Consider the following 24,592-nt stretch of genomic DNA (forward strand, 5'->3'; position numbering starts at 1 on the left):
CCCTTCGCAGTGCTGCGAATGAGTTATCAGTAGTCCTGATAATGTCGCAGCACTGCGAATGAGAAAGAAGGCACACCCGTGTCCGCGACACCCGCCCCTCCCGCTACACCCCCCACACCCCCCGCGGCCGCGCGGCCCGCCATGACGGTGGCGCTCGCCTGCCTGGGGGTCTTCGCGTCGTACATCCCGATCGGCGGAGTCGCCGTCTCGCTGCCCAGCATCCAGCGCGGGCTGGGGGCCTCCACCACCGATCTCCAGTGGATCACCGACGCCTTCATCCTGACGACGGCGGCGTTCATCCTCACCTTCGGCCTGCTCGGCGACCTCTACGGCCGCAAGAAGGTGTACCTGGCGGGCCTGGCCTTCTTCGCCGTCGGTTCCACGGTCAGCCTCACCGCGAACAGTTCCCCGCAGGTCTGGGTGGGCCAGGCGCTCTCCGGAGTCGGTGCCGCCGCGCTGCTCACCTCGACGCTGGCGCTGATCAGCCACGTCCACCCGGACTTCCGGACCCGTGCCAAGGCCGTCGCCGCCTGGGTGGCGACCCTGGGCCTCGGCATGTCGCTCGGCCCGTTGGTCAGCGGGACGATCCTGGAAGCGGCGAGCTGGCCCTGGGTGTTCCTGCCGGGCCTGGTCGTCGCCGTGGCCGGCCTCGTCGCGGGCGCCCTCCTGCTGGAGGACTCGCGCGCCGCGCACGGCCGCGCCATCGACATCCCGGGCCAGATCGCGGCGGTCGTCGCCATCGCCGCACTCGTGTACGGCGTCATCGAGGGCGGTGCGGCGGGCTGGGGCGACACCACGGTCGTGACCGCGTTCGTCGTCGCGGCCGTCGGACTGGTCGCCTTCGTCGCCGTCGAACTGCGGTCGGCCTCGCCGATGCTGTCCATGCGGCTGTTCCGCTCGCGTGCCTTCAGCGGCGCGGGCGCCGTCATCATGCTGGCGCTGTTCGCGCAGGTCGGACTGGTCTTCGCGCTCAGCCTGTTCTTCGGTACGGTCCAGCACCTGTCGGCCCTGGAGATCGGCTGGCGCTTCCTCGCGCTCAACGGATTCGCGGTGATCCTGGGCCCGGTCGTGGGCCGGCTCATGGGCCGCGTGGCGCCCGGACTGATCCTGGCCGCGGGGCTCGTGGTCACGGCGGCGGGCACGTTCTGGCTCAACACCCTTCAGGCGGACACCGGTGCGGGCACGGTGATCGTGATCCTCGCGGTCATCGGCGCCGGGTTCTCCTTCGTGATGACGCCCATCACCGCGATCGCCGTGAGCAGCGTCCCGCACCACCTGGCGGGCATGGCCGGAGCGGGCAGCAACACCCTGCGCCAGGTCGGCGGCGCGCTGGGCCCCGCCGTCTTCGGCGTCGTCCTCACCAGCCACACCGTGAACTCCCTGCCCGGCAACCTCGCCGCAGCAGGGCTGAACGCCGCCGACCAGCGGTACGTGGTCGACGCCGTGACCTCGCAGGGCCTCGGTGCAGCGGGACACCTCGGCCTGGACGCCGGGGCGACCGGGCGGGCGCTGGACGCGTTCGGCACCAGTTTCAGCGGTGCGCTGCACGTCTGCACCACGATCGGCGGGGTGGGCCTGCTGGTCGCCGCCGCGATCACCGTGATCTTCATCGGCGTGCGCAGGCCGTCGGGGGAGGGCCGCAAGGTCGCCGCGAGCACTGCGGCACGCACGGCCCCGGAAGTGGTGGCGGAGACCGCCTGAGCGGACGCGGGCGGACGGCATGACCCCCGCCCGGCCCACCTGGGCCGGGCGGGGGTCATGCCGTGGGGTGGGGGAAGGGCTCGGACGGGGATGAGGCGGCGATGTAGGCGAGGCCGTCGTAGGTGGCGGTCAGGGTGACCGGGGTGTGGTGCAGGTGGTAGGTCCAGCGGGGGACCATCGCACCGAAGCTGCGGTGGGGGTGGGGGACGGCGGCCCATGCCCGGACCGGTTCGGGGGCCGTGCGCAGGTCCAGGAAGTGGTCGGTGGGGGTGGCCGAGGCGAGTTGGGCCTCGACGGTGTTGGGTGCGGGCGGGCCGATCCGGTGGGAGGGGACTTTCGCGTCACGGGTCCGGGCACGGCGGTTTTGCCAGGGGCCCGGCAGGGTGCGGCGGGCGCGGAAGGCGCCGCTGCCGAAGAGGAGGGCCAGGGCGTAGTAGGCGTCGCCGTGGCGGTCGCGGAGGTGGCTGCCGAGGGGGCGGAGTGCGCCGCCGCCGTGATGGGTGGTGCCGATGTGGCCGTTGTGGGCCCAGAGGGCGATCTTCGCGGAGGGCTCGGCCTCCAGGGCGTCGGCCATGTACCGGTCGCGGACGGCGAAGACGGTCTGCTCGGGGTCGGTGTGCTGCCGGGGGCGGGTGACGAGGTCGGCGGCCCGGACCAGATTGCGGGCGTGCCGCGCGGCGTCGGAACCGTACGGAGTGAGGAGGCGGGACAGTTCCTCGGCCCCGCGTACCAGTTGTCGTTCGGGGTCGGGCTGTGAGCCGGGGTGTGCGGTGGCGAGGGTGTGCAGAGGGGCGAGCAGGGCGGTGGCGCGGTTCCGTTCCGGGGCGGGGAGGCGGCCGAGGAGGGTGTCGAGTGCGGTGAGGGAGGGGCCGCACTTCTGCGGGTCGATGCCGAGGAAGCGGACCCGTTCGGATGCGGGCCGTTGTCTGTTGTACGTGCGCATCCACTCGACCATGGCCAGGACTTCGCGGGTCTGCCAGGTCCAGAAACCGAGCCCGGCGACGGCCTGTTCCGCGCTGCCGACGCCGGACCGGACATACGCGTCCACGGCGGGGGCGGCGGACTCGCTGGCCTCCATGGCGAGCGCGGTGCAGCCCAACTCGCGCACGAGGAACGCCAGTAGGCGGTGCTTCAGTCGGAAGAACTCGCGGGTGCCGTGCGTGGCCTCGCCGAGGCCGATGATCCGTACGCCGTCGAGGACCTGGCGCAGGGGCTGGAGGTCGGTGGTGGGCGCGTCGGCGGACAGGGAGCGGAGAGGGACGGCCGCGCGGGCCAGCGAGGCGGTCGTCGGGTCGGGGGAGGGGAGAGGCATGCCACGGGACGGTAGTCGTCCCGGTGAGCATGTGGAGAAGGGCTGCGAGGGGGTGGCGCGAAGTAGGTGCCGGGGGGCGCTCGCGCGGCGGGGGGCTGGTCAGGTCGTGAGGATCAGGGCGTGAAGATCAGGGCCACGTTGTGGCCGCCGAAGCCGAAGGAGTTGGCGAGGGCGGCTTTCCAGGGGCCCTTCCTCGGGGTGTTCTGGATGACGTCCAGGTCGATTCGGGGGTCGAGGCGGTCGAGGTTGCGGACCGCCGGGGCCAGGCCGTCGCGGAGGGAGAGGAGGGCGGAGAGGGCGCCCACCGTTCCGGAGGCGCCCAGCATGTGGCCGGTCATGGACTTTGTCGCCGTGACGGAGGCGTGCGTGCCGATTGCGGTGCGGATCGCTTCCGCCTCTGCCAGGTCGCCGGATGCGGTGGAGGTGGCGTGGGCGTGGATGTGGCCGATGCTGGTGGGGGAGATGTACGCGTCGCGCAGGGCGGCCTGGATGGCCTGGATCTGGCCGGCCGGGTCCGAGGCAGTGATGTGCTGCGCGCTGGAGGTCACCGCGCTGCCCGCCAGCGTTCCGTACGTACGGGGGTTGCGGCGGGCCCGTGCGAAGTCGGCGCGTTCGAGGACCGTGACGGCGGCTCCCTCGCCCATCACGAAGCCGCTGCGGTCCACGTCGAAGGGGCGGGAGACCGTCTCCGGGTCGGCGGAGTGGGGGGAGAGCGCCTTCATCTGGGCGAAGGCGGCGAGGGTGAAGGGGTGCACGCAGGCCTCCGTGCCGCCCGCGACGACGACGTCCGCCCGGCCCGCCCTGATCAGGTCGAGGCCCATGGAGAGGGCTTCGGCCCCCGACGCGCACGCGCTGACCGGGGTCCGGGCCCCGCCCTTCGCGCCCAGGTCCATGCTGACCCACGCGGCGGGTCCGTTCGGCATCAGCATCGGGACGGTGAAGGGGGAGAGCCTTCGGGGGCCGGACCGCTCGAACACGTCGTCCTGGCCGAGCGTGGTCAGAACGCCGCCCGTTCCGGTGCCGATCACCACCGCCAGCCGTTCGGGCTCCACCTCCGGCGCACCCGCGTCCCGCCACGCCTCCCGCGCGACCAGCAGCGCCAACTGCTCGCCCCGGTCCAGCTTCCGGGCCTCCGGACGCGGCAGGAGTGCGGCCGGGTCCTCGGTCAGCGTGGCCGCTATCCGTACGGGCGAGTCCTCGGCCCAGTCCTCCGTCAGGGCGCGGACCCCCGAACGGCCCGCCAGCATGCCCGCCCAGGTCGACTCCGCGTCCGCGCCCAGTGGGGTCATCGCCCCGATTCCGGTCACCCACACCTGGTCGTCCATGCTGTGCTCCCTCGACATCGTCTTGTTCGCTTCGTACACACGGGATGCGAGATCGCCCGTGTGGCTCACAGGAGTCTGTCAAGGAGAGGGCGGGCGGATGGGTGTCAGGGGTGTTGATTCGGCGGCTCGGGATTTGTTGAGTGCAGACAATTGCCTGCGAAGGCCAGGGAGTGGTCGAAGACGGCCTCCACCGTCGTGTCCGGTACGCCGTGCCAGCCGTGGTCGGCGTGCGGGACCGTCCAGAGGTCGACGGGGGAGCGCGATGTTTCGCGCAGGGCCGCCGCCAGGGACGTGCTGTGCGAGCAGTCGACCATCGTGTCCGCCTCGCCGTGGATCAGGAGGAAGGGCGGGGCGGCGGGATGCACGAGGAAGAGGGGGCTCGCCTCGCGGGCGCGGCCCGGGAGCTTGGTCGGGGCGCCGCCGAGCAGGAGTGCTTCGGGAGTTGCCGGGTTCTCCCGGGTGAAGGGGCCGCGCGGCGAAGTCAGGTCGCTCGGGCCGTACCAGACCACCGCCCCCGCGAGCCCCGGCGCGGTGAGGGCCAGCAGTGAGGCGAGGTGGCCGCCCGCCGACTCCCCCCACACCACCGTCCGGCCCGGGTCGACGCCCAACTCCGTCCCGCGCAGAGTGAGCCAGCGCAGCGCGGCGTGCAGGTCGTCGAGCGGGGCGGGGAACGTGGCCTCGCCGCTCAGCCGGTAGTCCGCGCAGGCCACCGCGAAGCCCGCCGCCGCGATGCGGGCGAAGGGGCCCGGGGACCAGCCGCGCGTCCGGAATCCCATGTCGTCGCGCCGCCCGCGCCGCCACGCGCCGCCGTGGACGAAGAGGACGAGGGGTGCGGGGGAGGGCGTCTCGGGGAGCCAGAGGTCGAGTTCGAGGGGGCGGCCGCCGGGGACCTCGGCGTACGGGACACCGCGCAACTGCCGTACGGAGGAAGGGATTCCGGGCAGTGGGGCGTGATCGGGGTGCGGGGCGGCGATCAGGTCCCGTACGGAGGGTTCCCGTACGGACGACTTCTGTGCGGGCGGAGTCGATTTCTGTGCGGGCGGAGTCGGTGTCACCGGGTCCGCCACTCGTGCTCCCGAAGGAAGCGCACGTCGAACTGCTCCGGCACGCTGCCGAACTTGTGCGGCTCCGGGACCACCGGCTCGCGCGGCAGGCCGAGCGCGTCGGCCGGAGCGCCGAGCGTCTCGAAGAACCGCTCGAAGGTGCCACCGGGACCCGCCGCGACACCGACGACCTGGCTGTGGTGGCGCTCCATGCGGTACGCGTGTGCGCAGTTCTTCGGTACGAAGCCGAAGTCGCCCGGCGTGAGCAGTTTCTCCTGCTGGACGCCCTCGGTGTCCTCGACGAACAGGCGCACCGCGCCCTGTGTGACGTAGAAGATCTCGTGGGTGTCGGCGTGCACATGTGCCGGGATGATGTCGCCCTTCGGGCCTTCCACGGTGAAGAAGTTGAAGGTGTTCTCGGTCTGCTCGCCGCCCGCGTAGACCGTGATCAGGTCGCCGAAGAGGTGCGCGCGGTCGCCGTCGCCCTTCTCGATGAAGTACGGCTTCGTGGGGTCGGCGGGTATCCGGGACGCGGTGCGGTAGCGGGTGGCGTACTCGATGGTCATGCGGACCCCTTGCGTCGTCCGGTGGCGATGGAATGTCAGGCAGCCTGACATAGAGGGGAGGTGAGGGGCAAGCCGTGTGAAGGGAGTTCGTCGGCGCGGATACGATTTCGGTCCCCGCCCGCGTCCACCTGAGCCCGCGTCCGCCCGAGCCCAAGCCCACCCGAGCCCGGCTCGGACGCCGCTTACCCGAGGAATTGCCGCAGCCCATGCCCCCGACCCGCCGCCACAGCTTTCCGCACCTGCTCAGCGATGCCCGGCGCTGGTTCGAGGAAGGGCTGCTGGCCGCGCTGGAGGAGGCCGGCGTCGCGCGCGTGTCGCCGACGCAGGTGCAGCTGTTCGCCGTACTCGACGAGGACGGCACGACGGTGTCGGAGCTGGCCCGGCGCATGGGCGTCACCCGGCAGACCGCCCACCAGGCGGTGCACGGGCTGATCGCGGCCGGCCTGCTCGAACAGCTCCCCGACCCCGCCTCCGCCCGGCGGCGCCTGGTCCGGCGGACCGAGGAGGGCGAGCGCACGCACCGCAGGGCCGAGGCGGTGCTCGCCCGGCTGGAGCGGGAACTCGCGGACCGGATCGGCGCGGACGCGGTCGCCGCGCTGCGGGCGGCACTGGAAATGGACTGGGGGAGTCCGGTCTAGGAGTGGGCGCCTATGCCTGCGGGCGCAGTTCCTCGCTCAAGGTGTTCAGCGCACGCAGGAAGCCACGGCGGTCGGCGGCCGGGAGCGCGGCGAGCGTGCGGTCCTCGCCCGCACGGATCTCCGTACGTACGGAACGGAGCACCTCGCGTCCCTCCTCGGTGATCGACAGCAGCCGTACGCGGCGGTCGGCCGGGTCCGGCAGGCGTGAGATCAGCCCGGCCTCCTGGAGTTTGTCCAGGGTGGAGATGATGCGCGTCTTGTCCGCGCCGATGACCTCGCACAGCGCCGCCTGCGTGCGCACCGGGCCGTCGCCGAGTGCGCCCAGCACCGTATAGCCCCACATGGTGAGGTCGTGGGCGGCGAGGACCGGCAGCTCCGCCTTGACGAGGGAATTGAGCAGCGGCTGGAGCATGGCGGCGAGGTCGCGGCTCCGGAGGTCGTCGGTCATGGGCGCATGGTAGTCGTTGACAGATGGTAGGCGGCGGTGGATCGTAAGCGCATGCGTATGAATGGGGAGCTGATCGCGCGGGATGCCGAGGCCGTACGAGTGAGCCTCGAGGTGGTGTCGAGGGTGCGCGCTGCGGATCTCGGCCGGCCGACTCCGTGCGCGGCGTGGACCCTGCGCGACCTGCTGGCCCACATGACCGCGCAGCACGAGGGGTTCGCGGCGGCGGCGCGGGGAGAGGGCGGGGCGGAGGTGTGGCGGCCGCGGGCGGACGCGAGCGATCCCGTCGGGGCGTACGAGGCCGCGGCGGGGCGGGTGCTGGCGGCCTTCGCGGAGCTGGGCGTGCTCGGACGGCCGTTCCTGCTGCCGGAGATCGACCCCGAGCGGCCCGTTCCCGGGGTGCGCGCGGTGGGCTTCCATCTGGTCGACTACGTGGTGCATGCGTGGGACGTGGCCCGGAGCCTGGGGGGCGGGGTGGAGTTCGGGGCCGAGGTGCTCGACGCTGCGCTCGCCGTGGCCCGGAAGGTGCCCGAGGGGGACGCCCGGACGGCGCCGGGTGCGGCCTTCGCGCCCGGGGTCGCGTACTCGTCGGCGGGCGGCACGGCGTTGGGCGAGATCCTGGCGCGCCTCGGGCGGGACCCCGGCCGTGATCTCTGAGCCTGCGAGCCGATTTATCCTGGGCTGACCGGGTACGCGCCCACAATGACCACCTACGTCGTCACCCTTCCCGGCACGCTCCTCGACAAGCTCACGCCCGCCGCCCGGGCGGTGCTGCTGCGCGAGTTGAGCCCGGCGGACCCCCGGCACACCGCGCTCGGCGAGGCGGAGGACCTCGACCGGCTGAGCCTGGACGAGGAGAACTCCACGTTCGTCATCCGGCTGGAGGTGCAGGCGGCGACCAGCGGGGAGGCGGAGCTGGAGGCGCGCCGGATCGCCGAGAGGGCGCTGCGGTCGGCGGGACTCGACGAGCAGGCGGCACCGATGGGGCCCGCGGCGATTTCCGGGATCGACACGGAGTGAGAGGCCGCGGGGTGAGAGGGCGCAGGATGAGAGGCCGCAGGGTGATGGGCCTTGGGGTGAACGGTTCGCACCGGAGGTGAGGTGCCCCGCCGGGGCTCTCCCCACCCGGCGCTCTCCCGCCCGAAGCACTCCCCGCACGACTATGGGAACCTTCGCACCCCCGCGCTACCCTCCGCCGCATGATTCCCACGGTCGTCTGGGGCACGGGGAACGTCGGCCGCGCGGCCATCCGCGCCGTCGACGCACACCCGGAGCTGGAACTCACCGCCGTACTCGTCCACGACCCGGCCAAGGTCGGGCGTGACGCGGGTCGCATCGCCGGACTGGAGCGGGAGCTGGGGGTGCGCGCGGTCGACGACGTCGACTCCGTGCTGGCCGCCCGGCCCCGCGCGCTCGTCTACGCCGCCTCCGGCGACATGCGCCCCGACGACGCCCACGCGGACGTCGCCCGGGCACTCCGTACCGGAGCGGTCGTCGTCACGCCCGCGCTGTACGCCCTCTACGATCCGCCGAGCGCCCCGCCCGAACTGCTCAAACCCCTCCAGGAAGCAGCCGAGGCGGGCGGCGGTGCGCTCTTCGTCTCCGGCGTCGACCCCGGCTGGGGCAACGACGTGCTGCCGCTGCTCATCAGCGGGCTCGGGAGCAGGCTCGACGCCGTGCGCTGCCAGGAGATCTTCGACTACTCGACGTACGAGCAGGAGGAGTCGGTCCGCGACCTGATCGGCATGGGGCATCCGCTCGACTACGTCGCGCCGATGCTGCTGGAGACCGTGCCGACCATGATCTGGGGCGGTCAACTGCGGCTCATGGCGCGGGCGCTGGGGGTCGAGATCGAGGAGATACGGGAGACGATGCAGCGGCGGCCGCTGGAGCGGACCGTCACCACGCGCACCATGGGCGAGTTCGCGGCGGGCACGCAGGGAGCGGTCCGGTTCGAGGTGCAGGGGATTGTGGACGGTGTGCCGAGGCTGGTGATCGAGCACATCACGCGCATCCACCCGTCCTGCGCGCCCGACTGGCCCTCGCCGCCCGACGGGACCGGCGCGCACCGGGTGATCGTCGAGGGGCGGCCGCGGATCGAGGTGACGGTCGAGGCGAGCGACGAGGACGAGAACCGTTCGGCGGGTGGCAACGCCACGGCGGTGGGGCGGCTGGTGAATGCCATCGACTGGCTGGTCGGGGCACCGGCCGGGATCTACGACGCACTGGACGTGCCCCTGCGTGCGGCGCGGGGGCGGCTGGGAAGGGGTTCGGCGTGAGCGGCATCGAGATCGACGTACCGGAGGGCAAGAATCCGATCGAGTACGTGTGGGGTGACATGGTGCCCGGCATCGGGCCCGCCGCGGCGAACTTCTCGCTGGCCGTGTACGCCCACACGACGCTCGGGCTCCGCGAGTTCGAGGCGGCGCGGCTGAGGATCGCGCAGGTCAACGGGTGTCTGTTCTGCCTGGACTGGCGGACGGACCGGGACGGCGAAAAGGTCGAGGAGGAGTTCGCGGCGGCGGTCGAGAACTGGCGGACTGCCGAGACGCTGGACGTGCGGACGCGGCTGGCGGCGGAGTACGCGGAGCGGTACGCGCTCGATCACCACGGCCTGGACGAGGAGTTCTGGGAGCGGATGACGGGCAGCTACGCGCAGGCGGAGATCGTCGAGTTGACGATGTCCCTCGGCTCCTGGCTGGCCTTCGGACGGCTCAACCGGGTGCTGGGGCTGGACGCGAGGTGCGTGCTGCCGGGTCATTGAAAGCGAGGGCGCGGGGCCCGGTCCGTCGCGGGTCCGGGATTCCGGGCGGATGCCTCTACCCTGAGCCTCGGAGCCGGCGGGATGCCGGGAGGTGGCGGGGGAAGGCGACGTGGCGCGTGGGTGAGCGAGGGGTACCCAAGTACTTGCAGGTCAAGGCGGCCCTGCTGACCTGGATCGACGACCTGGAGCCGGGGGCGGCCCTGCCCTCCGAGGTCGAACTCGCCCACGACTTCGCCGTGTCCCGGGTCACCATGCGCCGCGCCACCACCGAACTGGTCCTGGAGGGCCGCCTCACCCGCAGCCAGGGGAAGGTGACGCGGGTCGTGGGCGAGAAGATCCGCATCCCCGTGCTGCTGGGCCGCGGGCACACCGAGCAGATGCGGGCCGGCGGGTACGAGGTGAGCCGCGAGGTCCTCGACCACGGGGTCGCGGCGGCGGACCGGCGTGTGGCAGGTGAGCTGGAAGTGGCCCCCGGGGCCGAGGTGTTCGCGCTGCGCCGCAGGGTCGTGGCGCAGGGCATGCCGATCGGTCTGGAGACCACGTACCTCGCCCGGGCCGCCGACTTCGCCGCGCTCGACGCGCAGGAGCTGGCCGGGTCGACGTACGCACGGCTCACCGGACCGCTCGGCGTGACCCTCGCCCGTACCACCGAACGCGTCGAGACCACCCCGATCCCGCTGGAGGCCGCGCAGGCGCTGGACGCGTCGAGCGAGGTCACGGCGCTGGTGGTGCACCGGGTGACCGTGGACGCGGCCGGCCGCCCCGTCGAGTACTCCCATGTCCTCTACCGGGGCGACCGGATCACGCTCAGCTACACGCTGGAGAGGTGAGCGGCCGGGGTCAGGCCGGTCGCGGCGAGGACCGCGTCCACCGTCTCCGCGACGGTGAGGGTCGCGTTGTCGATCCAGATCCCCTCGCCGCCGAGTTCCGTGCGCATGGCCTCGTCCAGGGGTGACCAGTCGATGTCCAGGACCTTCGCGCGCGTGCGGTTGCGCTGCCAGGCCACCATCGGGCCGGGCGCCAGGAAGACGACGTGCAGCGGTACGGAGGTCAGCGTTTCGCGGTAGAAGTCCAGGTGGGAGCTGCGGACCACCACGTCGTCGAGCACCGGCAGAAATCCGGCCCGCGCGAAACTGCCCGCCAGCAGGCAGGCGTTGCGGGCCCGCAGGAAGATCTGCCGGTCGGCCTCCGGGGCCGGGGTCGGCGAGGGCCACTGTCCGCCGCTGACGATCATCCCCTGGAGCGCGTCCACCTCCACGTGCGCCGACGCCCCGAACCGTGCGGCCAGCGCGGCGGCCACCGTGGACTTGCCGCTGCCGGGTATGCCGGACAGCAGCACGGCTCCGGGCGCCGGTTCGCGGTCGAGGGGGGTGGGGTTCAGGCTCACGGGGCCTCCAGGCGTACGTCGAAGACATAGGGAGACGGAGCATATGTGGCGGGGCGGTCGGAGCAGTCGGGGAGGAGGAGGCCGGTGACCTGCGCTTTGGGTGGGAGGGGGACGGTGAGGCGGTAGAGGTGGAGGGTGCCGTCCGGGGAGGAAGCGGCCACGGGGTGCGGGGAGTCGGGGGCGTCCGTGTCCCAGGCGGGGATGTAGAGGTCGAAGGGGTGGCGGGTGCCGTCCGCGAGGAGTACGGCGCCGGGGCCGCCGCCGGGGTAGAAGGCGCTGCCGGCGAGGAGGGTGAGGGCGGAGCCCGTACCGGTGAGGCGGATGGCCTGGCCGCCGCAGAGGACGGCGTCGCCCTCGGTGCCTGGGGTGGTTCCGGCCAGGATTTCCGACGGCCAGGTCCGGCCGCCGCCGTCCGCGTTGCCCGACTCGCCGGTCGCGGTCCATTGCTTGGCCGCGTTCAGGTCCGGGTGGGGGACGGCCACGACTGTTTCGGCGTACGTTCCGCCGCCCGGCCAGCGGGCCTCGGCGGTCAGCCAGGAGGGGGTGCGGGGGGCGTCCGACGGGACCTCGACCCGCCACCGGCCGGGGCCGAGCGGCACCGACTTCCAGTCCAGGTCGGAGAACAGGTGCCAGGTGGTGCCGGGGGGTACGTTGCCGTGTGCCGTGACCAGGATGTCCGTGCCCGGCTCGGGCATGGCGGTGTCCGTGGTCAGGGTGAGGGCTGGGAGGCGACCGGACGTCACGTGCACGCCGTCCACTGCGAACCAGCCCGAACCCGTCGTCGTCAGCCGCCAGTGCAGGCGCATCTCGCGGGCGCCCGCAGGCACGTCGACGTGCAGGCGGAAGGGGCGGGCGACCGTTTCGGTGCCGTGGTTGGCGGTGTCGTGGGAGGGGCCGAAGCGGAGGAGCGGCTGCTCCGGGCCGTCGTCGAAGGTGGCGGTCACCGTGGCGTGGCCGTCCGCGTGCTGGCGGTAGTGGGCCATGAACTCGACGGTGAGGGATATCAGTTGGGTTGTGTCGTACGGGGCTGAGTGCAGCGTCGCGTCGAAGGGCGCCCCGTGGGCGCCGTCGCCCTGGCCGTGCCGGAGTGCAGCGTCGGCCACCGCGAAGACCCCGCGTGCGCGGACGAAGGTTTCCCGGCCGCGGGCGCGGGCCTGGGCGGTCCAGTGGGGGTCGGTGGTGAAGCGCCAGCCGGATTCGGGGTCGGTCGACCAGCCCGGGGGAGGGGTCGAGGTGGTGCCGCCGCAGGTGCCGAGGGGGATGAGGAGGGGGTCGTAGGCGGGGGAGAGGGCGGGGAGGAGGGTGTCGAAGGGGTCGGTGGGGAGCGGGAGTTGGACGGGGCGGCCGTCCAGGCCCCAGGCCGGGTCGAGGGGGACGCCGAGGTGGTGCAGGGCGGTGGGGGCCACGTCGACGGTGCGGACGTCGGGGCGGGAGGAGCCGGGGGTGATGCCGGTGCCGTGGGCGATGAGGCACCAGCCGCGCTCTGCCGGGGAGGGGCCGTTGTGGACCTCGCCGATGTCCTGGTGGCCGTGGTCGTTGGTGACCAGGATCAGCCAGTCCTCGTCGTCGTACGTCGGGCGGGCGCGGACGGTGTCGAGGAGGCGGCCGACGGCCCGGTCCACGGCGGCGAGGCTGTGCGCGTACCGGGGGAGGGAGGCGCCGCCCGCATGGCCGGCCAGGTCCAGGCTGCCGAAGTGGACGAAGAGGAGGTCGGGGGAGTGGGCGGAGAGGATCTCGGCTGCCAGCTCGGTGAGTTCGGCGTCCGCCGCGTCGGGGTCGTCCGTGTCGCAGTCGTAGCCGATACGGAGGTCGAGGGCGCCGGAGAGGATCGGCCCGCCGTACCACTCCTCCTGGTGGAAGGCGGTCCAGCAGGTGAGGGCGGCGGTGGAGTGGCGGGGGTCGTGCTGCTTGAGGCGGGTGAGGAGGTCGGGGAAGCGGGCGGAGCGGCGGGAGACGAGGTTGCCGTCGCGCACGTTGTTGCGGTCGGGCCAGACGCCGGAGAGGACGGTGGCCCAGCCGGAGCCGGAGCCGGTGACTCCGGCGGGGGAGCAGTAGAGGGGGGAGACGGCGAACATGCCCTCTCGGGCGAGGTCTTGGAGGTGCGGGGCGCGGGGGACGTGGTCGGGGCGGAGGCCGTCCAGGCCGAGGAGGAGGACCTTGCGGGGGCTGATGCCGGGCGGGGGTGTAGGGGTGGGGCGGGGGTCGGTGAGGCGGGTGGCGGGGGTGGAGGGGTAGGTGGGGCGAGGGGGCATGGGGGTTTCCTGGGAGTGTTGGGGGTTTCGCGGCTCTGCTGCGCGGGCGCGCACTTCCTGTGTGGGCGTGCCCCTTCAGGGGCGCGGGGAACTGCGCGACCAGCCACGACGCGCCTGCACGGAACCGGTCCCCTTGCCCCGCGGGTTTAGGTGAAGGGGTGGGGCTGGGGACCTCTTGGCCCGGCGGGCCGGGGCTTCACCTGCCCGGTGCCGGGAGGCGCCCCGAGGGCCCTGTGGCTGCGCGTGCCCGGCACCCCAGGTGCGGGCAGGGCCGGTGCCGGGGTGGGCCCGGATCGGGCGGGCCGCCCCCTTGCCCGCCCGTTCCGCCCCCGGGGGCGGCCCCGCCGCCCAAGGGGGCGAGGGAAGAGGGAGGAGGCGGGCGGCCCCGCCGCCCAAGGGGGCGAGGGGGAAGAGGGGAAGGGGCAGGGCACCTTGGGTGGCAATGAGGGGAGGCCGTCAGGCGGGTTGGGGGGTGGTGGAGTCCGGGGAAGAGGCCTCCGCCCCATGGGTCGCAGCCCCGGGGACGGACCCGGGCGTGGACCCCGAGATGGCCAGGGAGGTGGAAGGGTCGAAGAAGTGGAGTTCGGGGAGGGAGACCCGGAGGGAGGCCACGTCGCCGTCGCGGAGGCGGGTGCGTTGGTGGACGGTGGCGGTGAGGGTCGCCGCCGCCCCCGTGGGGTCGTCTTCGACCGTCGCGGAGTCGTCCAGGACCAGGCGGCTCCAGGAGGACGACCCTGGGACCGGGTTGACCAGGAGGGAGACCTCCCGGCCCAGGTCCTCCCGGAGTCGGACCTCCGCCCGGAGCAGGTCCCCCTCCCGGCCAGGACCCGCGAACTCCTCGTCCTGGAGGTGTTCGGGGCGGATGCCGACGACGACCTCCCGGCCGGCGTAGGAGGGCAGGTCCGGGTGCCGGGCCAGGACCTCCGGGGTCACCGTCAGCCGCGACCCGCCGAGCGCCACGGCCAGGGCGTCTCCGTCCCGGACGAGTTCGGCCCGTACGAGATTCATCGGCGGCGCCCCGATGAAGCTCGCCACGAAGAGGTCGGCCGGGGCGTCGTACAGGGAGGTCGGGGAGCCGACCTGCCGGATGCGGCCCTTGCTCATGACGACCACCTGGTCGCCCATGGTCATGGCCTCGGTCTGGTCGTGGGTGACGTACAGGGTGGTGGTCCCCGTGCGGCGCTGGATCAGGGAGATTTCCGCGCGCATCTGGACGCGGAGCTTCGCGTCGAGGTTGGAGAGGGGTTCGTCCATGAGGAAGGCCTCGGGGGAGCGGACGATCGCCCGGCCCATCGCCACGCGCTGGCGCTGGCCGCCGGAGAGGTTGGCGGGGCGGCGGTCGAGGAAGGGGGTGAGGCCCAGGATCTCCGCCGCCTCGCGGGTCCGCTTCTCCCGTTCCGGCTTGGGGACCTTCCGGGCCCGCATCCCGAAGGCGATGTTGTCGGCGACCGTCATGTGCGGGTAGAGCGCGTAGTTCTGGAAGACCATCGCGAGGTTGCGGTCGGCGGCGGCCGTCTTGTTGACCGGGGTGTCGCCGATGCGGACCTCGCCGCCGGTGATCTCCTCCAGGCCCGCCACCATCCGCAGCAGGGTCGACTTGCCGCAGCCGGACGGGCCGACGAGCACCGTGAAGGAGCCGTCCGGGACGGTCAGGTCGATGCCGGTGACGGCGCTGGTGCCGTCCGGGTAGGTCTTGACGACGTCCCGCAGTTCTATCGCGCTCATGAAGAGAACACCCCAAACACTTCAGACACTTCGAAGTCGGTCACAGGTAAAGGAGTTACTTGCCGCTGCCCAGCGTCAGACCCTCGATGATCTTGTTGGAGAGCCATGCGTACAGGACGAGGAGCGGCAGCAGGGAGATCACCACCCCGGCGAACAGCGCGGTCCAGTTGGTGTTGTAACGCATGTTCCCGTAGAGGTTCAGCAGGCCGATCGTCAGCGTGTACTTCTTGTCGTCGCCCAGGAAGGTCAGCGCGATCAGGAACTCGTTCCACAGGCCGATCGCCGTGATGATCGCGGCCGTCGAGAGACCCGGTCTGGCCAGCGGCAGCATCACCGTGAAGAAGGTCCGCAGGGTTTTGGAGCCGTCCATCGCCGCCGCCTCCTCCAGCTCGCCCGGCAGCGACCGGAAGAAGCTGACCAGCAGGAAGGTGGTGAAGGGGATGTTCATGCCGACGTAGATGAGGATGACGCCCCAGAGGCTGTTGATCATCCCGATCTTGCTGTACGCGAGGTAGATCGGTACGAAGAGGACCTGCACCGGCACCCCGACCGCCGCCGCCAGCACGAAGGTCAGCGTCCCCGAGCCCCGGAACTTCCACCGGGCCAGCGCGTACGCGCACGGCGCCGACACCGCCACCACCAGCATCGTCGAGACCGACACGACGAAGACGGTGTTGAGGAACGCGTCCGTGAGGTTGAAGAGCTGCACGGCGTCCACGTACGACTGCACGCGCGGCGACGTCGGCACCGACCAGGGGCTGGTGAAGACGGTCGCCTCGTCCTTGAACGACGCGACCACCAGCCACAGCCCGAGGATCAGGGTGCCCACCACCCACACCCACACGAACAGCCGCCCCGCGAAGAAGGCGACGTCCGTCACCGAGCGGCGGGCCCGCGAACGGGGCCCCTCGCGGGCGGGGCCTCGTACCGCATCAACGGGCTTCTCCAGTTGAGTGGTTGACACGCTCGCCTCGGTCTCCTTCGTGAGTGCCGTCAGTGCCCGCACTAGAACTGCACCGCCTCACGCCGGAAGGCCCGCCTGATCAGCGCCACGCTCACCGCGACCAGCAGCATCAGCATCACGGCGATGGCGCAGCCGTAGCCGTAGCTGAGGGAGCCGTTCAGCGGGTCGAAGGTCTCCAGGTAGAGGTAGATGGCGGGGGTCCAGGTGCGCTTGTCGGGGGTGGCTCCGGCTCCGGAGAAGGCGAAGATGAAGCCGAAGGTGTTGATCGCGCCGATCACCCACAGCACGGCGGCCGTGCCGATGACGTCCCAGGTCATGGGGATGGTGACGCGGACGAACTGGTGCCAGCGGGAGGCGCCCTCCAGCTCCGCCGCCTCGTAGTAGTGCGCGGGGATGCGGTCCACGCCCGCGCACAGCAGCGTCGTGTAGAAGCCGGTGCTCAGCCAGATCAGGCCGATCACGACGCTGGTGAAGATCCAGTCGGGGCCGAGCCAGACCCGCTTGAGCGCGCCCGCCCCCACCAGGTCGAGGAAGCTGTTGAGCAGCCCGGTCTGCGGGTTGAGCAGCACGCCCCACAGGATGGCGAGTGCGACCGGGATGACGATGTACGGGGCGAACATGACGGCCCGCGCGAACCGCTTGAACCGCATCTCGCGCAGGATCGTCATGAACAGGAAGCTGATCGCGAAGACGGCCGCGCCCCCGATGAAGAGGATCTTCAGCATCACCCAGAAGGTGTCGATGAAGTACGGGTCCTTGAGCAGCCGGGTGTAGTTGGCGAGGCCGATGAACTTGCTGTCCTCGTCGACGCCCTGTTCGTCGGTGAGCGAGACCCACAGGGTCGCGACCACCGGGGCGCCGAAGAACACGGCCAGCCACAGCACCGCCGGCCCGACGAACAGCAGGGTCGTCCATCGGCTTCGTTGCACGGTTCTCTTCCTTTCCTCGGCAGTACCGCGGGATCAGCGCTGCGTCGCCCAGAACTCCTTGGACGCCTTCGCCAGCTTGTCCAGGAAGTCGGGGGTGGTCTGCTTGCCGACGGACTTGAAGAAGTCGCCGTACACCGGGTCGATGACCTTGGTGATGTAGTCGGCCGGTGCGGTGCGTTCCAGGTTGCCCAGACGGGGCATGACCTTGGGGTTCTTCGCCAGCAGCGCCGTGACGTCCGCGAGCAGTGCGGGCGGGGTGACGTCGGTGCGCGGGGTGAGGGTCTTCGCGGTGTCCGAGAAGCCCTGCATCGTGGCCTTGCCGTAGAGGTGGGCCAGGAACTTCTTCGCGGCGTCCTTGTGCTTGGCCGCCTGCGGCACCACCCAGGACGTGGTGTCGGCCTCGACCAGGTCGTCGCCGGGGCCGCCCACGTTCGGGAACGGGGTGTAGCGGATCTTCGCGTCGGCCGCGCGGACCTTGTCGGTCTCCTTGGGCATCCAGGAGAAGTTCAGCGCGTACCCGCCCTTGCCCTGCGCCCACGCGTTCTGCGCGGCGGGGAAGGTGGTGCCCTCGTAGCCCTTGTTGAGGGCTCCGGCCGAGGTCAGGGCGCGGACCTGGTCGGCGGCCTTCTGGTAGACCTCGCCCTTCCAGGTCTCGCCGGTCTTGTCGGTGGCGGCCTTGGCCATGGCGTCGGGGCCGCCGTAGCGGGCCACCAGGTTGACGAACCAGAAGAAGTTGTAGCCCGCGACCGAGCCGTCCTGCTGGACCAGCGGCTGTCCGTCGGCCTTGAACCTGGCCGCCTGTGCGGTGAATTCGGGCCACTGGGCCGGGGGCTTGAGGTCGCGCGAGGCGAGCTGCTTCTCCTGGTACCACAGGCCGCCGACCACGTATTCGTACGGTGCGGCGTACGCCTTGCCCTCGGCGGTGTTGAGGGTCTTCAGCCCGTCGGGGATCACCTCGCCGACCGTCTTCGTCTCGCCGGGGATCTTCATCCCGTACAGGTCGTCGAGGGGCTCCAGCTTGAACTGCTTGAGGCGCATGGTGCCGCCCTCGATGATGTCGGGCGCGTTGCGGGCCTTGATCTGGTTGAGGATCTTGGCGTCGTTGTTGCGGCCCGCGTAGGTGGCCTTGACCTTGATGCCGGGGTTGGCCTTCTCGAACGCGGCGATGGCCTTGTTGATGACCTGGGCCTCGGGGTCCTGCGGGTTCCACTGCGAGACGTAGTCGACGGTCGAATCGCCGCCGGCCGAGTCCGTTCCCTCGCCGCACGCGGTGAGGGAGGCGGCCAGGGCCGCCGTGGTCAGAGCGACCAGGGCGGTGCGGCGGCGGGTGGTGAAGAGGGTGCGCGAGGGGGACATGGGATGCCCTTCGAGAGGGGTGAGGGACCTCAACCGATCGGATCCGGACGGAGATTGACCAGACAAGTGGGCCCGTCGGGCGACGTGGCTGATTCTGCGGATCGCGCACTTGTCTAGTCAATAGCTCGCGGGTTAACTTCCTCTACGAACCAGCCCACTTGACGCATCCAGATCCGTCCCGACGTCAACTCCCGCCCAGGTCAAGGGGGTTGTACGGCTCGCTCAGGCCGGTGCCCCATCCGATCGCCCCGCTCTGTTCGCCGGCGGTGCGCTGCCCGAAACCGGTGGTGTTGACCCTCCATGACCCAATCCGTCTCTCCCGCGGTGCCCGTCCCGCCCGCGGCCCGCACCGCGCACTCCCGGCCGGCCGCCACCCTGCGCCGCACCGTCCTCACCCTGGACGCGGCGTCCCTCGGGCCGGACAGCCCGCTGCCGCCGCTGCTCGGCGAGAGCGACATCAACACCGGGCTGAGCTTCGGCTGCGCCGTCAACGACCTCGCCCTGCGGGCCGGCTACGGACACGTCCCCGACGTCCTCCCGTACACCCTCCAGGACGGTTACGGCCGCGAACGAACCCCCACCGACACCCCCGTCGCCGTCCTGGAGAACGAGCATCTGCGCGCCACCTTCCTCCTCGACTACGGCGGCCGCCTCTGGTCCCTGGTCCACAAGGCCACCGGACGCGAACTCCTCTACCGCAACCAGGTGCTGCAACCGGCCAACCTCGCCGTCCGCAACGCCTGGCTGGCGGGCGGCGTCGAGTGGAACCTCGGCGTCATCGGCCACTCCCCGCTCACCTCCTCGCCCGTGCACGCCGCCCGCGTCGAGGGCCCCGACGGCGTCCCGGTGCTCCGGCTGTACGAGTGGGAGCGCATCCGGCGGGTCCCCTTCCAGGTCGACGCCTGGCTGCCCCCGGGCGCCGAACACCTCCATGTGCACGTTCGCATCAGCAACCCCAACCCCCGCATGGTCCCCATGTACTGGTGGTCCAACATCGCCGTCCCCGAGACCCCCGACGTCCGCGTGATCGCCCCCGCCGACGCCGCCTGGGAGATCAACTACGAACGCAAGGTCGGCTACGTCCCCGTCCCGGTCTCCTCCGGCACCGACCGCAGCTACGCCGCCCGCAGCCCGCTCGCCGCCGACTACTTCTACGACCTCCGCGAGGCCGACCGCCCCTGGATCGCCGCCCTCGACGGCGAGGGCACCGGCCTCCTCCAGACCTCCACCCGCCGCCAGCGCGGCCGCAAGCTCTTCTTCTGGGGACACAGCCAGGGCGGCCGCCGCTGGCAGGAATTCCTCTCCGGGACGGGGGAAGGCCCCCGCACCTACCTCGAAATCCAGGCAGGCCTCGCCGACACCCAGCTCGAATACCAGCCGATGCCGCCGCGCGCCTCCTGGTCCTGGCTGGAGACGTACGGTCCGGTGGCCGCCGACCCCGAGGCCGTGCACGGCGACTGGGCGCGGGCCAGGGCCGCCGTCACGGACGCGGTCTCCGACGTCGTACCGGAAGCCCATCTGGAGCAACAGCTGGCGCACGCCGCCGAGTTCGCGGACCGCGCGCCCGCCGAGCAGCTGTGGACCGGGTCGGGCTGGGGCGCCCTGGAGCAGGTCCGGCGCGCCACCCGGCCCGGCCGTGTTCCCGCCACGACCGGCACCCCGTTCGCCGACACCACCCTCGGCGAGGAGCAGGAGCCGTGGCTCGCGCTGCTGCGCACCGGGGAGTTCCCGGCCGGCGACCCGGCGGTGCCGCCGCGCGGACTCATGGTCCAGAGCGAGTGGTACGACCTGCTCACGGCCTCCCGCACCGAGGGCAACTGGACCGCCCTCTACCACCTCGGCCTGATGCGCTGGCACGCCGCCGACCGCAAGGGCGCCCGCGCCGCCTGGGAGGCGTCCGCCGCAGCCGCCCCCAACGCCTGGGCGCTGCGCAACCTCGCCCTCCTCGACCGCCTCGACGGCAACTCCGACACCGCCGCCGACCGCTACCTCGCCGCCGTCGCCCTCGCCCCCGGCGAACGCACCCTCGCCCTGGAGGCCGGGCAGGCGCTCCTCGCCGCCGACCGCCCCGACGCCTGCCGCCAGGTGCTCGACGCGCTGCCGGAACAGGCCCGCCGCCACGGCCGGGTCAGGCTGCTGCGCGCCCAGGCCGCACTCGTACTCGGCCAACTGGACGACGTACAGGAGGAGTTCGAGGCGGGGCTCGAGGTCGAGGACCTGCGGGAGGGGGAGCCCACGCTGGACCGGCTCTGGACGGACTACCACGCGAAGCGGCTCGCGGAGGCGGGGGCGGAGGGCGACGAGGAGGAGCTGCGGGCCAGGGCCCGGGCCGAGCATCCGTTGCCGTACGCGTACGACTTCCGCATGACCGACTGACCTGCGGGCCCCTTGGCTGCCCCCACATGCCCCGGGCGGCATCCCGCCGCCCACCGCCGGACGAGCGCGCCCACCGGGTCCTGTCCGGGACCCGGTGCACCCGACCCACCCTCGTGAAAGGTGAGTGTCCGCATGCACGCAACCCCCACCGCCCGGAAACCCCGCCGCGCCCGGACCAGAACGGTCCTCGCCGCGCTGACCGCAGCCTCCGCCCTCCTCGCCGGACTCGGCACGGCGAGTGCGGCGCCGACGCCCTTGAAGCCGGCCGCCGACAAGGTCCTCATCAACGACGAGTTCAACGGCAGCACCCTCGACACCTCCGTCTGGAGCGCGGGCGACTCCGACGTCAACAAGCCCACCGGCTGGATCTGGCGCTACCTCACCAAGCAGACCCCGGACGGCTCCGTCGCCCACCCCGACCAGGTGAAGCTCGCGGGCGGCGAGGTCGACCTCGGCCTGAGTGCGAACCCGTACCTGGACCACAAGTACCGGGCCGGGTACATCAGCACCCAGGGCAAGAAGAGCTTCCTGTACGGAAAGGTCGAGGCCACCATCAAAGTCTCCGGCGGCCTCGGGCTCTGGCCCGCCTTCTGGATGCTCCCCGCCGACACCACGCCCTCCGACATCGACAACAGCACCGCGCTGCCCGAGGTCGACATCTTCGAGATCCTCGGCACCGAGGGCTCCAAGACCGACTACATGACGCTCCACAACGTCCGCCCCGAGGACAAGACCGGCTGCACCTTCAAGACCACCGACCTGTCCGCCGGATACCACACCTACGGTCTGGACTGGCAGCCCGGGAAGATGACCTGGCTGGTCGACGGCGTGGCCCGCTGCACGACCACCAAGGCGGTGCCGAGCGAGCCGATGTTCCTCATCCTCAACAACAGCGCGGGCGGCTGCGCCAGTTGGGGCGGCTGCATCCAGCCGTCGACACCGCTGCCGAGCCACATGTACGTACGCAATGTGAAGGTCACCCAGCCGGACTCGCTGATGATCAACGACACGGCGGGCGGCGTGACGTACGGCGGCGCCTGGACGTACGGCGGCGGACGCGGCTACGGGGACTACGGCGACGACGTCCACTACACGCGCGCCAACGGTGACTCCGTCTCCTACACCTTCAACGGCACGGGCGTGGACTTCCTCACCGAGAAGTTCTCCGACCTGGGCACGGCGGACGTGTATGTGGACGGCACGCTGCGGACGACCGTCGATCTGACCTCGACCGCCCGGCAGGTCCAGCAGACCGTGTTCGGGATCTCCGGACTGCCGCAGGGCGTGCACACGGTCAAGGTGGTCAAGCGGTCGGGGACGTACCTGGTGGTGGACGCCTTCCGCACGCGCAGCTGAGTGGGCTGGGGGGAGCCGGGGGGTCGCGAAAAAACTTTTCGGCAGAGGTGCATGGGTGCTTCGGTCCGGGGAACAAGCCTCTTCGACCCGAGCTCGCAGGCACATCCCCCCGGCCTGCCGAGCATCCTGGATGCCCCGCAGTCACCCCCCCCGGCTGCGGGGCATCCGTCTGCCTGTCGTCTGTCCGCCTGTCCGGTCACCCCTGCTCGTGCAGGCAGGCCGTCATGTCTCCCGGCAGGGCGGGCACGAGGGCGGGCTCGAAACCGGTCCGGCACTCGCGGTAGCAGAGGCTCAGGACGAGGTGCTCGGTCCGGTGCGCGAACTCCGGGTCGGGGCCGTGCCGGAGGTCCAGCCGTACGAGCCGGGGCGGGCCGGTGTCGGGTGCGTCGACCACGTAGAGGCCGAGCGCGCCGTCCGGGGCGAGGGGGCGGCCGAGCCCTCGCGCCAGCGGCCGACGGGGTGCAGGTCGGGGGTGAGGGCGAGGAGGTGTCCCAGGTCGGGGGCGGCGGCGTAGAGGAGTCGGTGCGGGGTGTGCGGCGCGCGGGAGGAGTGTCGCTTCTTGAGTCCCTTCAGTCCCTCGGTCCCTCCGGGCGGCGGCCCCTCCGTCTCTCCGGGCGGCTCCGTGGCGGGGCCCTGGGCCGGTTCTCCCGTGAGGCCGTCCGTGTGGCAGGACGGCTAGCTGCCGTCCGGGGCCGGGACGAGCGGGTACAGGGTGGCGCGCTCCCCGGGAGCGATGGGGTCCGTGGGCGTCGTCGTCATCGCGGGCCCGCCGTCACTCGACGTACAGGGTGTAGAGGACCTTGCCGCCGCCCGCGCGGACCGTGAACTCCAGCGTGTGCGGGCCGGTGTCCAGCGGCAGGCCGAGCGAGTGTGCGACGGCGAACAGGTCGAGGCTGCCCGTCCCCGACCCGACCAGCGGGTGCGTGCCCCGGCCGTTCCCGGAGCCCCGTACCGGTGTGCCCGGAGGGCTGTTCGCCCGCCGCGTCTCCCTGGGCCGCCACCGGATTGACCGCCCCGCTCACGTACGGCACCGCGCTGCGCAGCTCGGTCAGGGTGCCCGCCGGTACGTTGCCCTGCGGGCCGCCGCCCGTACGGTACGAGGCCGAGACCGCCGCGCCCACCGCGGGCCCGTCGGCGAACTGCACCGTGCCACTGCGCCGGAACCGCACCCTGCCGTCGAGCACCGCCAGCTCCGCCCAGCCGTCCGCCGACCGGCCCTCCTGGGCGAAGGGGGAGGGGCCGGACACCGTCCCGCCCTCCGCCCCGGAGCCGGGCACCGCGGCGTACAGGCCGACGAGTCCGACCGGCAGCGGCGCGTCGAAGCCCAGGTACACGGCAGGGGTACGGTCCTCGACGGGCGCCAGCGGCGCGAAGGGCGCACCCCGTCAACGGGTCGCCTCCGTACGGTCGTCGAGGTCGAACCGGTTGAGGGCGAGGACCTGGCCGAGCTCCTGCGGGCCCGACGCGACCCGGTATCCGACCTTCACCCCCGCCAGCACGGGCGGAGTGGGCCGCACCAGGCCCACTCCGCCCGGTCCAGTCCGGTCCTGCCGCCGTCGTCGCCCTTGGTCAGCTCGGACCCGCAGCCAGTGGGCCCGCACAACCCGGCCTCCGCCCAGGTCACCACGTCGTGGTGGTCCCCGACGGACAGCGCCACCACCCGCACGGCGTCCCCCTGCCCGGCGAGCTGCCGCACCGCGGACGCCTTCTCGTCCGGCGGCGCGTCCAGCAGCACGATGTCCGGGCACAGCCGCCGGCCGGCGGCGCTCAGGAGCGAACGCGCCGGTGCTGCGGCCTTCCTGCAACTCCGGCTACGCCTTCCAGCCGGTGGCCGCCGCCCACGGTTCCGCGACCGTGATCACCAGGTCGACCACCGGGTCCTTCACGTCCGCGTACACGCCCGTGCTGTCGACCACCCCCGCGAGCGACTGCTTGAAGCGGGCGTACGCGGGGACCGCCTCGGGGTGCGCGCGGAACCAGTCGCGGAAGAGCAGCGCGAAGCGTTCGCCTGGCGAGCCCGTGCGGCGTACGTGCAGGTTGACGGCGGTGACGCCGTCCGCCGCGCGGCGCGTCCAGAGCCGCTTGGTCCAGTTCTCCGGGGCGTCGTCGAGACCTGCGGGGACGTGGTCGTTGCGGTACGGGGAGAGCCGGAAGCCGCGTGCCGCGAGGGGGCCGGCGAAGGCGGCCTCGACCGGCTCCAGGTCCGCGACGCTCACCTGGAGGTCGAAGACCGGCTTGGCGGCCATGCCGGGGATCGAGGTGCTGCCGATGTGCTCGACGCGCACGGCCAGGGGCGCGAGGGCGGCCAGCAGGTCCTGGGTGAGGGCCCGCCCCCGGGGCTCCCAGTCGGGGGAGTGCGGGACGAGGAAGGGCCGGACGGTGGCGGTGGGCGGTGCGGGGTTTCCGGTCATTCGGGGAAGTTTAGGCGGGGCGGTCGGTAGGGTGCGGGTGGT

Annotated in this window: 24 protein-coding genes; 9 read left to right on the forward strand and 15 right to left on the reverse strand. The window is 72.2% G+C overall.

The window, feature by feature from the left end; genetic code table 11:
• Positions 1 to 78 precede the first annotated feature (78 nt).
• Complete coding sequence (locus tag IE269_RS16275) at positions 79 to 1,701, forward strand: MFS transporter (RefSeq protein WP_229897749.1); 1,623 nt, start codon at positions 79 to 81, stop codon at positions 1,699 to 1,701.
• Positions 1,702 to 1,756: 55 nt separating this feature from the next.
• On the opposite strand, the gene IE269_RS16280 is transcribed toward IE269_RS16275, so the two are convergent.
• From IE269_RS16280 to IE269_RS16295, 4 genes are all read right to left on the reverse strand, one after another.
• Positions 1,757 to 3,013, reverse strand: coding sequence for an erythromycin esterase family protein (locus tag IE269_RS16280; RefSeq protein WP_189823662.1), 1,257 nt, complete (start codon positions 3,011 to 3,013; stop codon positions 1,757 to 1,759).
• 113 nt (positions 3,014 to 3,126) lie between these two features.
• Positions 3,127 to 4,338 carry a beta-ketoacyl-[acyl-carrier-protein] synthase family protein gene (locus tag IE269_RS16285; RefSeq protein ID WP_189823663.1) on the reverse strand — a complete coding sequence of 404 codons (1,212 nt, stop codon included), beginning with the start codon at positions 4,336 to 4,338 and terminating at the stop codon, positions 3,127 to 3,129.
• Positions 4,339 to 4,442: 104 nt separating this feature from the next.
• The gene (locus IE269_RS16290; RefSeq protein WP_189823664.1) at positions 4,443 to 5,393 is read right to left on the reverse strand and encodes an alpha/beta hydrolase; all 951 of its coding nucleotides are present in this window, start codon (positions 5,391 to 5,393) and stop codon (positions 4,443 to 4,445) included.
• On the reverse strand, positions 5,390 to 5,947 hold the full coding sequence (locus tag IE269_RS16295; protein ID WP_189823665.1) for a quercetin 2,3-dioxygenase: 558 nt from the start codon (positions 5,945 to 5,947) through the stop codon (positions 5,390 to 5,392). Before IE269_RS16295 ends, IE269_RS16290 begins: the two co-directional genes overlap by 4 nt.
• Positions 5,948 to 6,153: 206 nt before the next feature.
• On the opposite strand from IE269_RS16295, the gene IE269_RS16300 reads away from it, so the two are divergent.
• Entirely contained in the window at positions 6,154 to 6,585 is a 432-nt protein-coding gene (locus tag IE269_RS16300; protein WP_189823666.1) for a MarR family winged helix-turn-helix transcriptional regulator, read from the forward strand.
• Positions 6,586 to 6,595: 10 nt separating this feature from the next.
• On the opposite strand, the gene IE269_RS16305 is transcribed toward IE269_RS16300, so the two are convergent.
• The gene (locus IE269_RS16305) at positions 6,596 to 7,033 is read right to left on the reverse strand and encodes a MarR family winged helix-turn-helix transcriptional regulator (RefSeq protein WP_189823667.1); all 438 of its coding nucleotides are present in this window, start codon (positions 7,031 to 7,033) and stop codon (positions 6,596 to 6,598) included.
• Positions 7,034 to 7,084: 51 nt separating this feature from the next.
• On the opposite strand from IE269_RS16305, the gene IE269_RS16310 reads away from it, so the two are divergent.
• From IE269_RS16310 to IE269_RS16330, 5 genes are all read left to right on the forward strand, one after another.
• Positions 7,085 to 7,687, forward strand: coding sequence for a TIGR03086 family metal-binding protein (locus IE269_RS16310; protein WP_189823668.1), 603 nt, complete (start codon positions 7,085 to 7,087; stop codon positions 7,685 to 7,687).
• 45 nt (positions 7,688 to 7,732) lie between these two features.
• Positions 7,733 to 8,050 carry a hypothetical protein gene (locus tag IE269_RS16315; protein WP_189823669.1) on the forward strand — a complete coding sequence of 106 codons (318 nt, stop codon included), beginning with the start codon at positions 7,733 to 7,735 and terminating at the stop codon, positions 8,048 to 8,050.
• A gap of 179 nt (positions 8,051 to 8,229) precedes the next feature.
• Positions 8,230 to 9,309 (forward strand): NAD(P)H-dependent amine dehydrogenase family protein, encoded by a 1,080-nt coding sequence (locus IE269_RS16320; RefSeq protein WP_189823670.1) that lies wholly within the window; start codon positions 8,230 to 8,232, stop codon positions 9,307 to 9,309.
• Positions 9,310 to 9,314: 5 nt separating this feature from the next.
• Entirely contained in the window at positions 9,315 to 9,794 is a 480-nt protein-coding gene (locus IE269_RS16325; protein ID WP_189823880.1) for a carboxymuconolactone decarboxylase family protein, read from the forward strand.
• Between the two features lie 116 nt (positions 9,795 to 9,910).
• Positions 9,911 to 10,624 (forward strand): GntR family transcriptional regulator, encoded by a 714-nt coding sequence (locus tag IE269_RS16330; protein WP_189823671.1) that lies wholly within the window; start codon positions 9,911 to 9,913, stop codon positions 10,622 to 10,624.
• Here the strand turns inward: IE269_RS16330 and IE269_RS43175 are convergent.
• The 6 genes from IE269_RS43175 to IE269_RS16355 all read right to left on the reverse strand — a co-directional run bounded on the left by IE269_RS43175 (position 10,606) and on the right by IE269_RS16355 (position 18,407).
• Positions 10,606 to 11,181 (reverse strand): AAA family ATPase, encoded by a 576-nt coding sequence (locus tag IE269_RS43175; protein WP_229897796.1) that lies wholly within the window; start codon positions 11,179 to 11,181, stop codon positions 10,606 to 10,608. The genes IE269_RS16330 and IE269_RS43175 overlap by 19 nt on opposite strands.
• On the reverse strand, positions 11,178 to 13,433 hold the full coding sequence (locus IE269_RS43180; RefSeq protein WP_268253598.1) for an alkaline phosphatase family protein: 2,256 nt from the start codon (positions 13,431 to 13,433) through the stop codon (positions 11,178 to 11,180). Before IE269_RS43180 ends, IE269_RS43175 begins: the two co-directional genes overlap by 4 nt.
• 456 nt (positions 13,434 to 13,889) lie before the next feature.
• A complete protein-coding gene (locus IE269_RS16340; RefSeq protein ID WP_189823672.1) occupies positions 13,890 to 15,158 on the reverse strand; it encodes an ABC transporter ATP-binding protein in 1,269 nt (422 codons plus the stop codon).
• A gap of 55 nt (positions 15,159 to 15,213) precedes the next feature.
• Complete coding sequence (locus IE269_RS16345) at positions 15,214 to 16,122, reverse strand: carbohydrate ABC transporter permease (RefSeq protein ID WP_189823673.1); 909 nt, start codon at positions 16,120 to 16,122, stop codon at positions 15,214 to 15,216.
• A gap of 41 nt (positions 16,123 to 16,163) precedes the next feature.
• Complete coding sequence (locus IE269_RS16350; protein WP_189823674.1) at positions 16,164 to 17,051, reverse strand: carbohydrate ABC transporter permease; 888 nt, start codon at positions 17,049 to 17,051, stop codon at positions 16,164 to 16,166.
• Positions 17,052 to 17,084: 33 nt separating this feature from the next.
• On the reverse strand, positions 17,085 to 18,407 hold the full coding sequence (locus tag IE269_RS16355; protein ID WP_189823675.1) for an ABC transporter substrate-binding protein: 1,323 nt from the start codon (positions 18,405 to 18,407) through the stop codon (positions 17,085 to 17,087).
• A 300-nt stretch (positions 18,408 to 18,707) separates the two neighbouring features.
• On the opposite strand from IE269_RS16355, the gene IE269_RS16360 reads away from it, so the two are divergent.
• Together IE269_RS16360 and IE269_RS16365 are read left to right on the forward strand one after the other, a co-directional pair.
• Complete coding sequence (locus IE269_RS16360; RefSeq protein ID WP_229897753.1) at positions 18,708 to 20,783, forward strand: DUF5107 domain-containing protein; 2,076 nt, start codon at positions 18,708 to 18,710, stop codon at positions 20,781 to 20,783.
• 132 nt (positions 20,784 to 20,915) lie between these two features.
• A complete protein-coding gene (locus IE269_RS16365; protein WP_189823676.1) occupies positions 20,916 to 22,139 on the forward strand; it encodes a family 16 glycosylhydrolase in 1,224 nt (407 codons plus the stop codon).
• Between the two features lie 196 nt (positions 22,140 to 22,335).
• On the opposite strand, the gene IE269_RS16370 is transcribed toward IE269_RS16365, so the two are convergent.
• From IE269_RS16370 to IE269_RS16385, 4 genes are all read right to left on the reverse strand, one after another.
• Entirely contained in the window at positions 22,336 to 22,533 is a 198-nt protein-coding gene (locus tag IE269_RS16370) for a hypothetical protein (protein ID WP_189823677.1), read from the reverse strand.
• A 361-nt stretch (positions 22,534 to 22,894) separates the two neighbouring features.
• Positions 22,895 to 23,473, reverse strand: coding sequence for a hypothetical protein (locus IE269_RS16375; RefSeq protein ID WP_189823678.1), 579 nt, complete (start codon positions 23,471 to 23,473; stop codon positions 22,895 to 22,897).
• Between the two features lie 149 nt (positions 23,474 to 23,622).
• On the reverse strand, positions 23,623 to 23,874 hold the full coding sequence (locus tag IE269_RS16380; RefSeq protein WP_189823679.1) for a hypothetical protein: 252 nt from the start codon (positions 23,872 to 23,874) through the stop codon (positions 23,623 to 23,625).
• Between the two features lie 76 nt (positions 23,875 to 23,950).
• Entirely contained in the window at positions 23,951 to 24,550 is a 600-nt protein-coding gene (locus IE269_RS16385) for a GrpB family protein (protein ID WP_189823680.1), read from the reverse strand.
• Positions 24,551 to 24,592: the final 42 nt, after the last annotated feature.

It is taken from the genome of Streptomyces spiroverticillatus (assembly GCA_014650415.1).
Classification (GTDB): Bacteria; Actinomycetota; Actinomycetes; order Streptomycetales; family Streptomycetaceae; genus Streptomyces; species Streptomyces spiroverticillatus.

Bases quoted from the DNA above. Each gene is read 5' to 3' on its own strand.
- IE269_RS16280 (WP_189823662.1), bottom strand. From the start codon at position 3,013: ATGCCTCTCCCCTCCCCCGACCCGACGACCGCCTCGCTGGCCCGCGCG.
- IE269_RS16285 (WP_189823663.1), bottom strand. From the start codon at position 4,338: ATGGACGACCAGGTGTGGGTGACCGGAATCGGGGCGATGACCCCACTG.
- IE269_RS16295 (WP_189823665.1), bottom strand. From the start codon at position 5,947: ATGACCATCGAGTACGCCACCCGCTACCGCACCGCGTCCCGGATACCC.
- IE269_RS16300 (WP_189823666.1), top strand. From the start codon at position 6,154: ATGCCCCCGACCCGCCGCCACAGCTTTCCGCACCTGCTCAGCGATGCC.
- IE269_RS16305 (WP_189823667.1), bottom strand. From the start codon at position 7,033: ATGACCGACGACCTCCGGAGCCGCGACCTCGCCGCCATGCTCCAGCCG.
- IE269_RS16310 (WP_189823668.1), top strand. From the start codon at position 7,085: ATGCGTATGAATGGGGAGCTGATCGCGCGGGATGCCGAGGCCGTACGA.
- IE269_RS16315 (WP_189823669.1), top strand. From the start codon at position 7,733: ATGACCACCTACGTCGTCACCCTTCCCGGCACGCTCCTCGACAAGCTC.
- IE269_RS16320 (WP_189823670.1), top strand. From the start codon at position 8,230: ATGATTCCCACGGTCGTCTGGGGCACGGGGAACGTCGGCCGCGCGGCC.
- IE269_RS43180 (WP_268253598.1), bottom strand. From the start codon at position 13,433: ATGCCCCCTCGCCCCACCTACCCCTCCACCCCCGCCACCCGCCTCACC.
- IE269_RS16340 (WP_189823672.1), bottom strand. From the start codon at position 15,158: ATGAGCGCGATAGAACTGCGGGACGTCGTCAAGACCTACCCGGACGGC.
- IE269_RS16355 (WP_189823675.1), bottom strand. From the start codon at position 18,407: ATGTCCCCCTCGCGCACCCTCTTCACCACCCGCCGCCGCACCGCCCTG.
- IE269_RS16360 (WP_229897753.1), top strand. From the start codon at position 18,708: ATGACCCAATCCGTCTCTCCCGCGGTGCCCGTCCCGCCCGCGGCCCGC.
- IE269_RS16365 (WP_189823676.1), top strand. From the start codon at position 20,916: ATGCACGCAACCCCCACCGCCCGGAAACCCCGCCGCGCCCGGACCAGA.
- IE269_RS16385 (WP_189823680.1), bottom strand. From the start codon at position 24,550: ATGACCGGAAACCCCGCACCGCCCACCGCCACCGTCCGGCCCTTCCTC.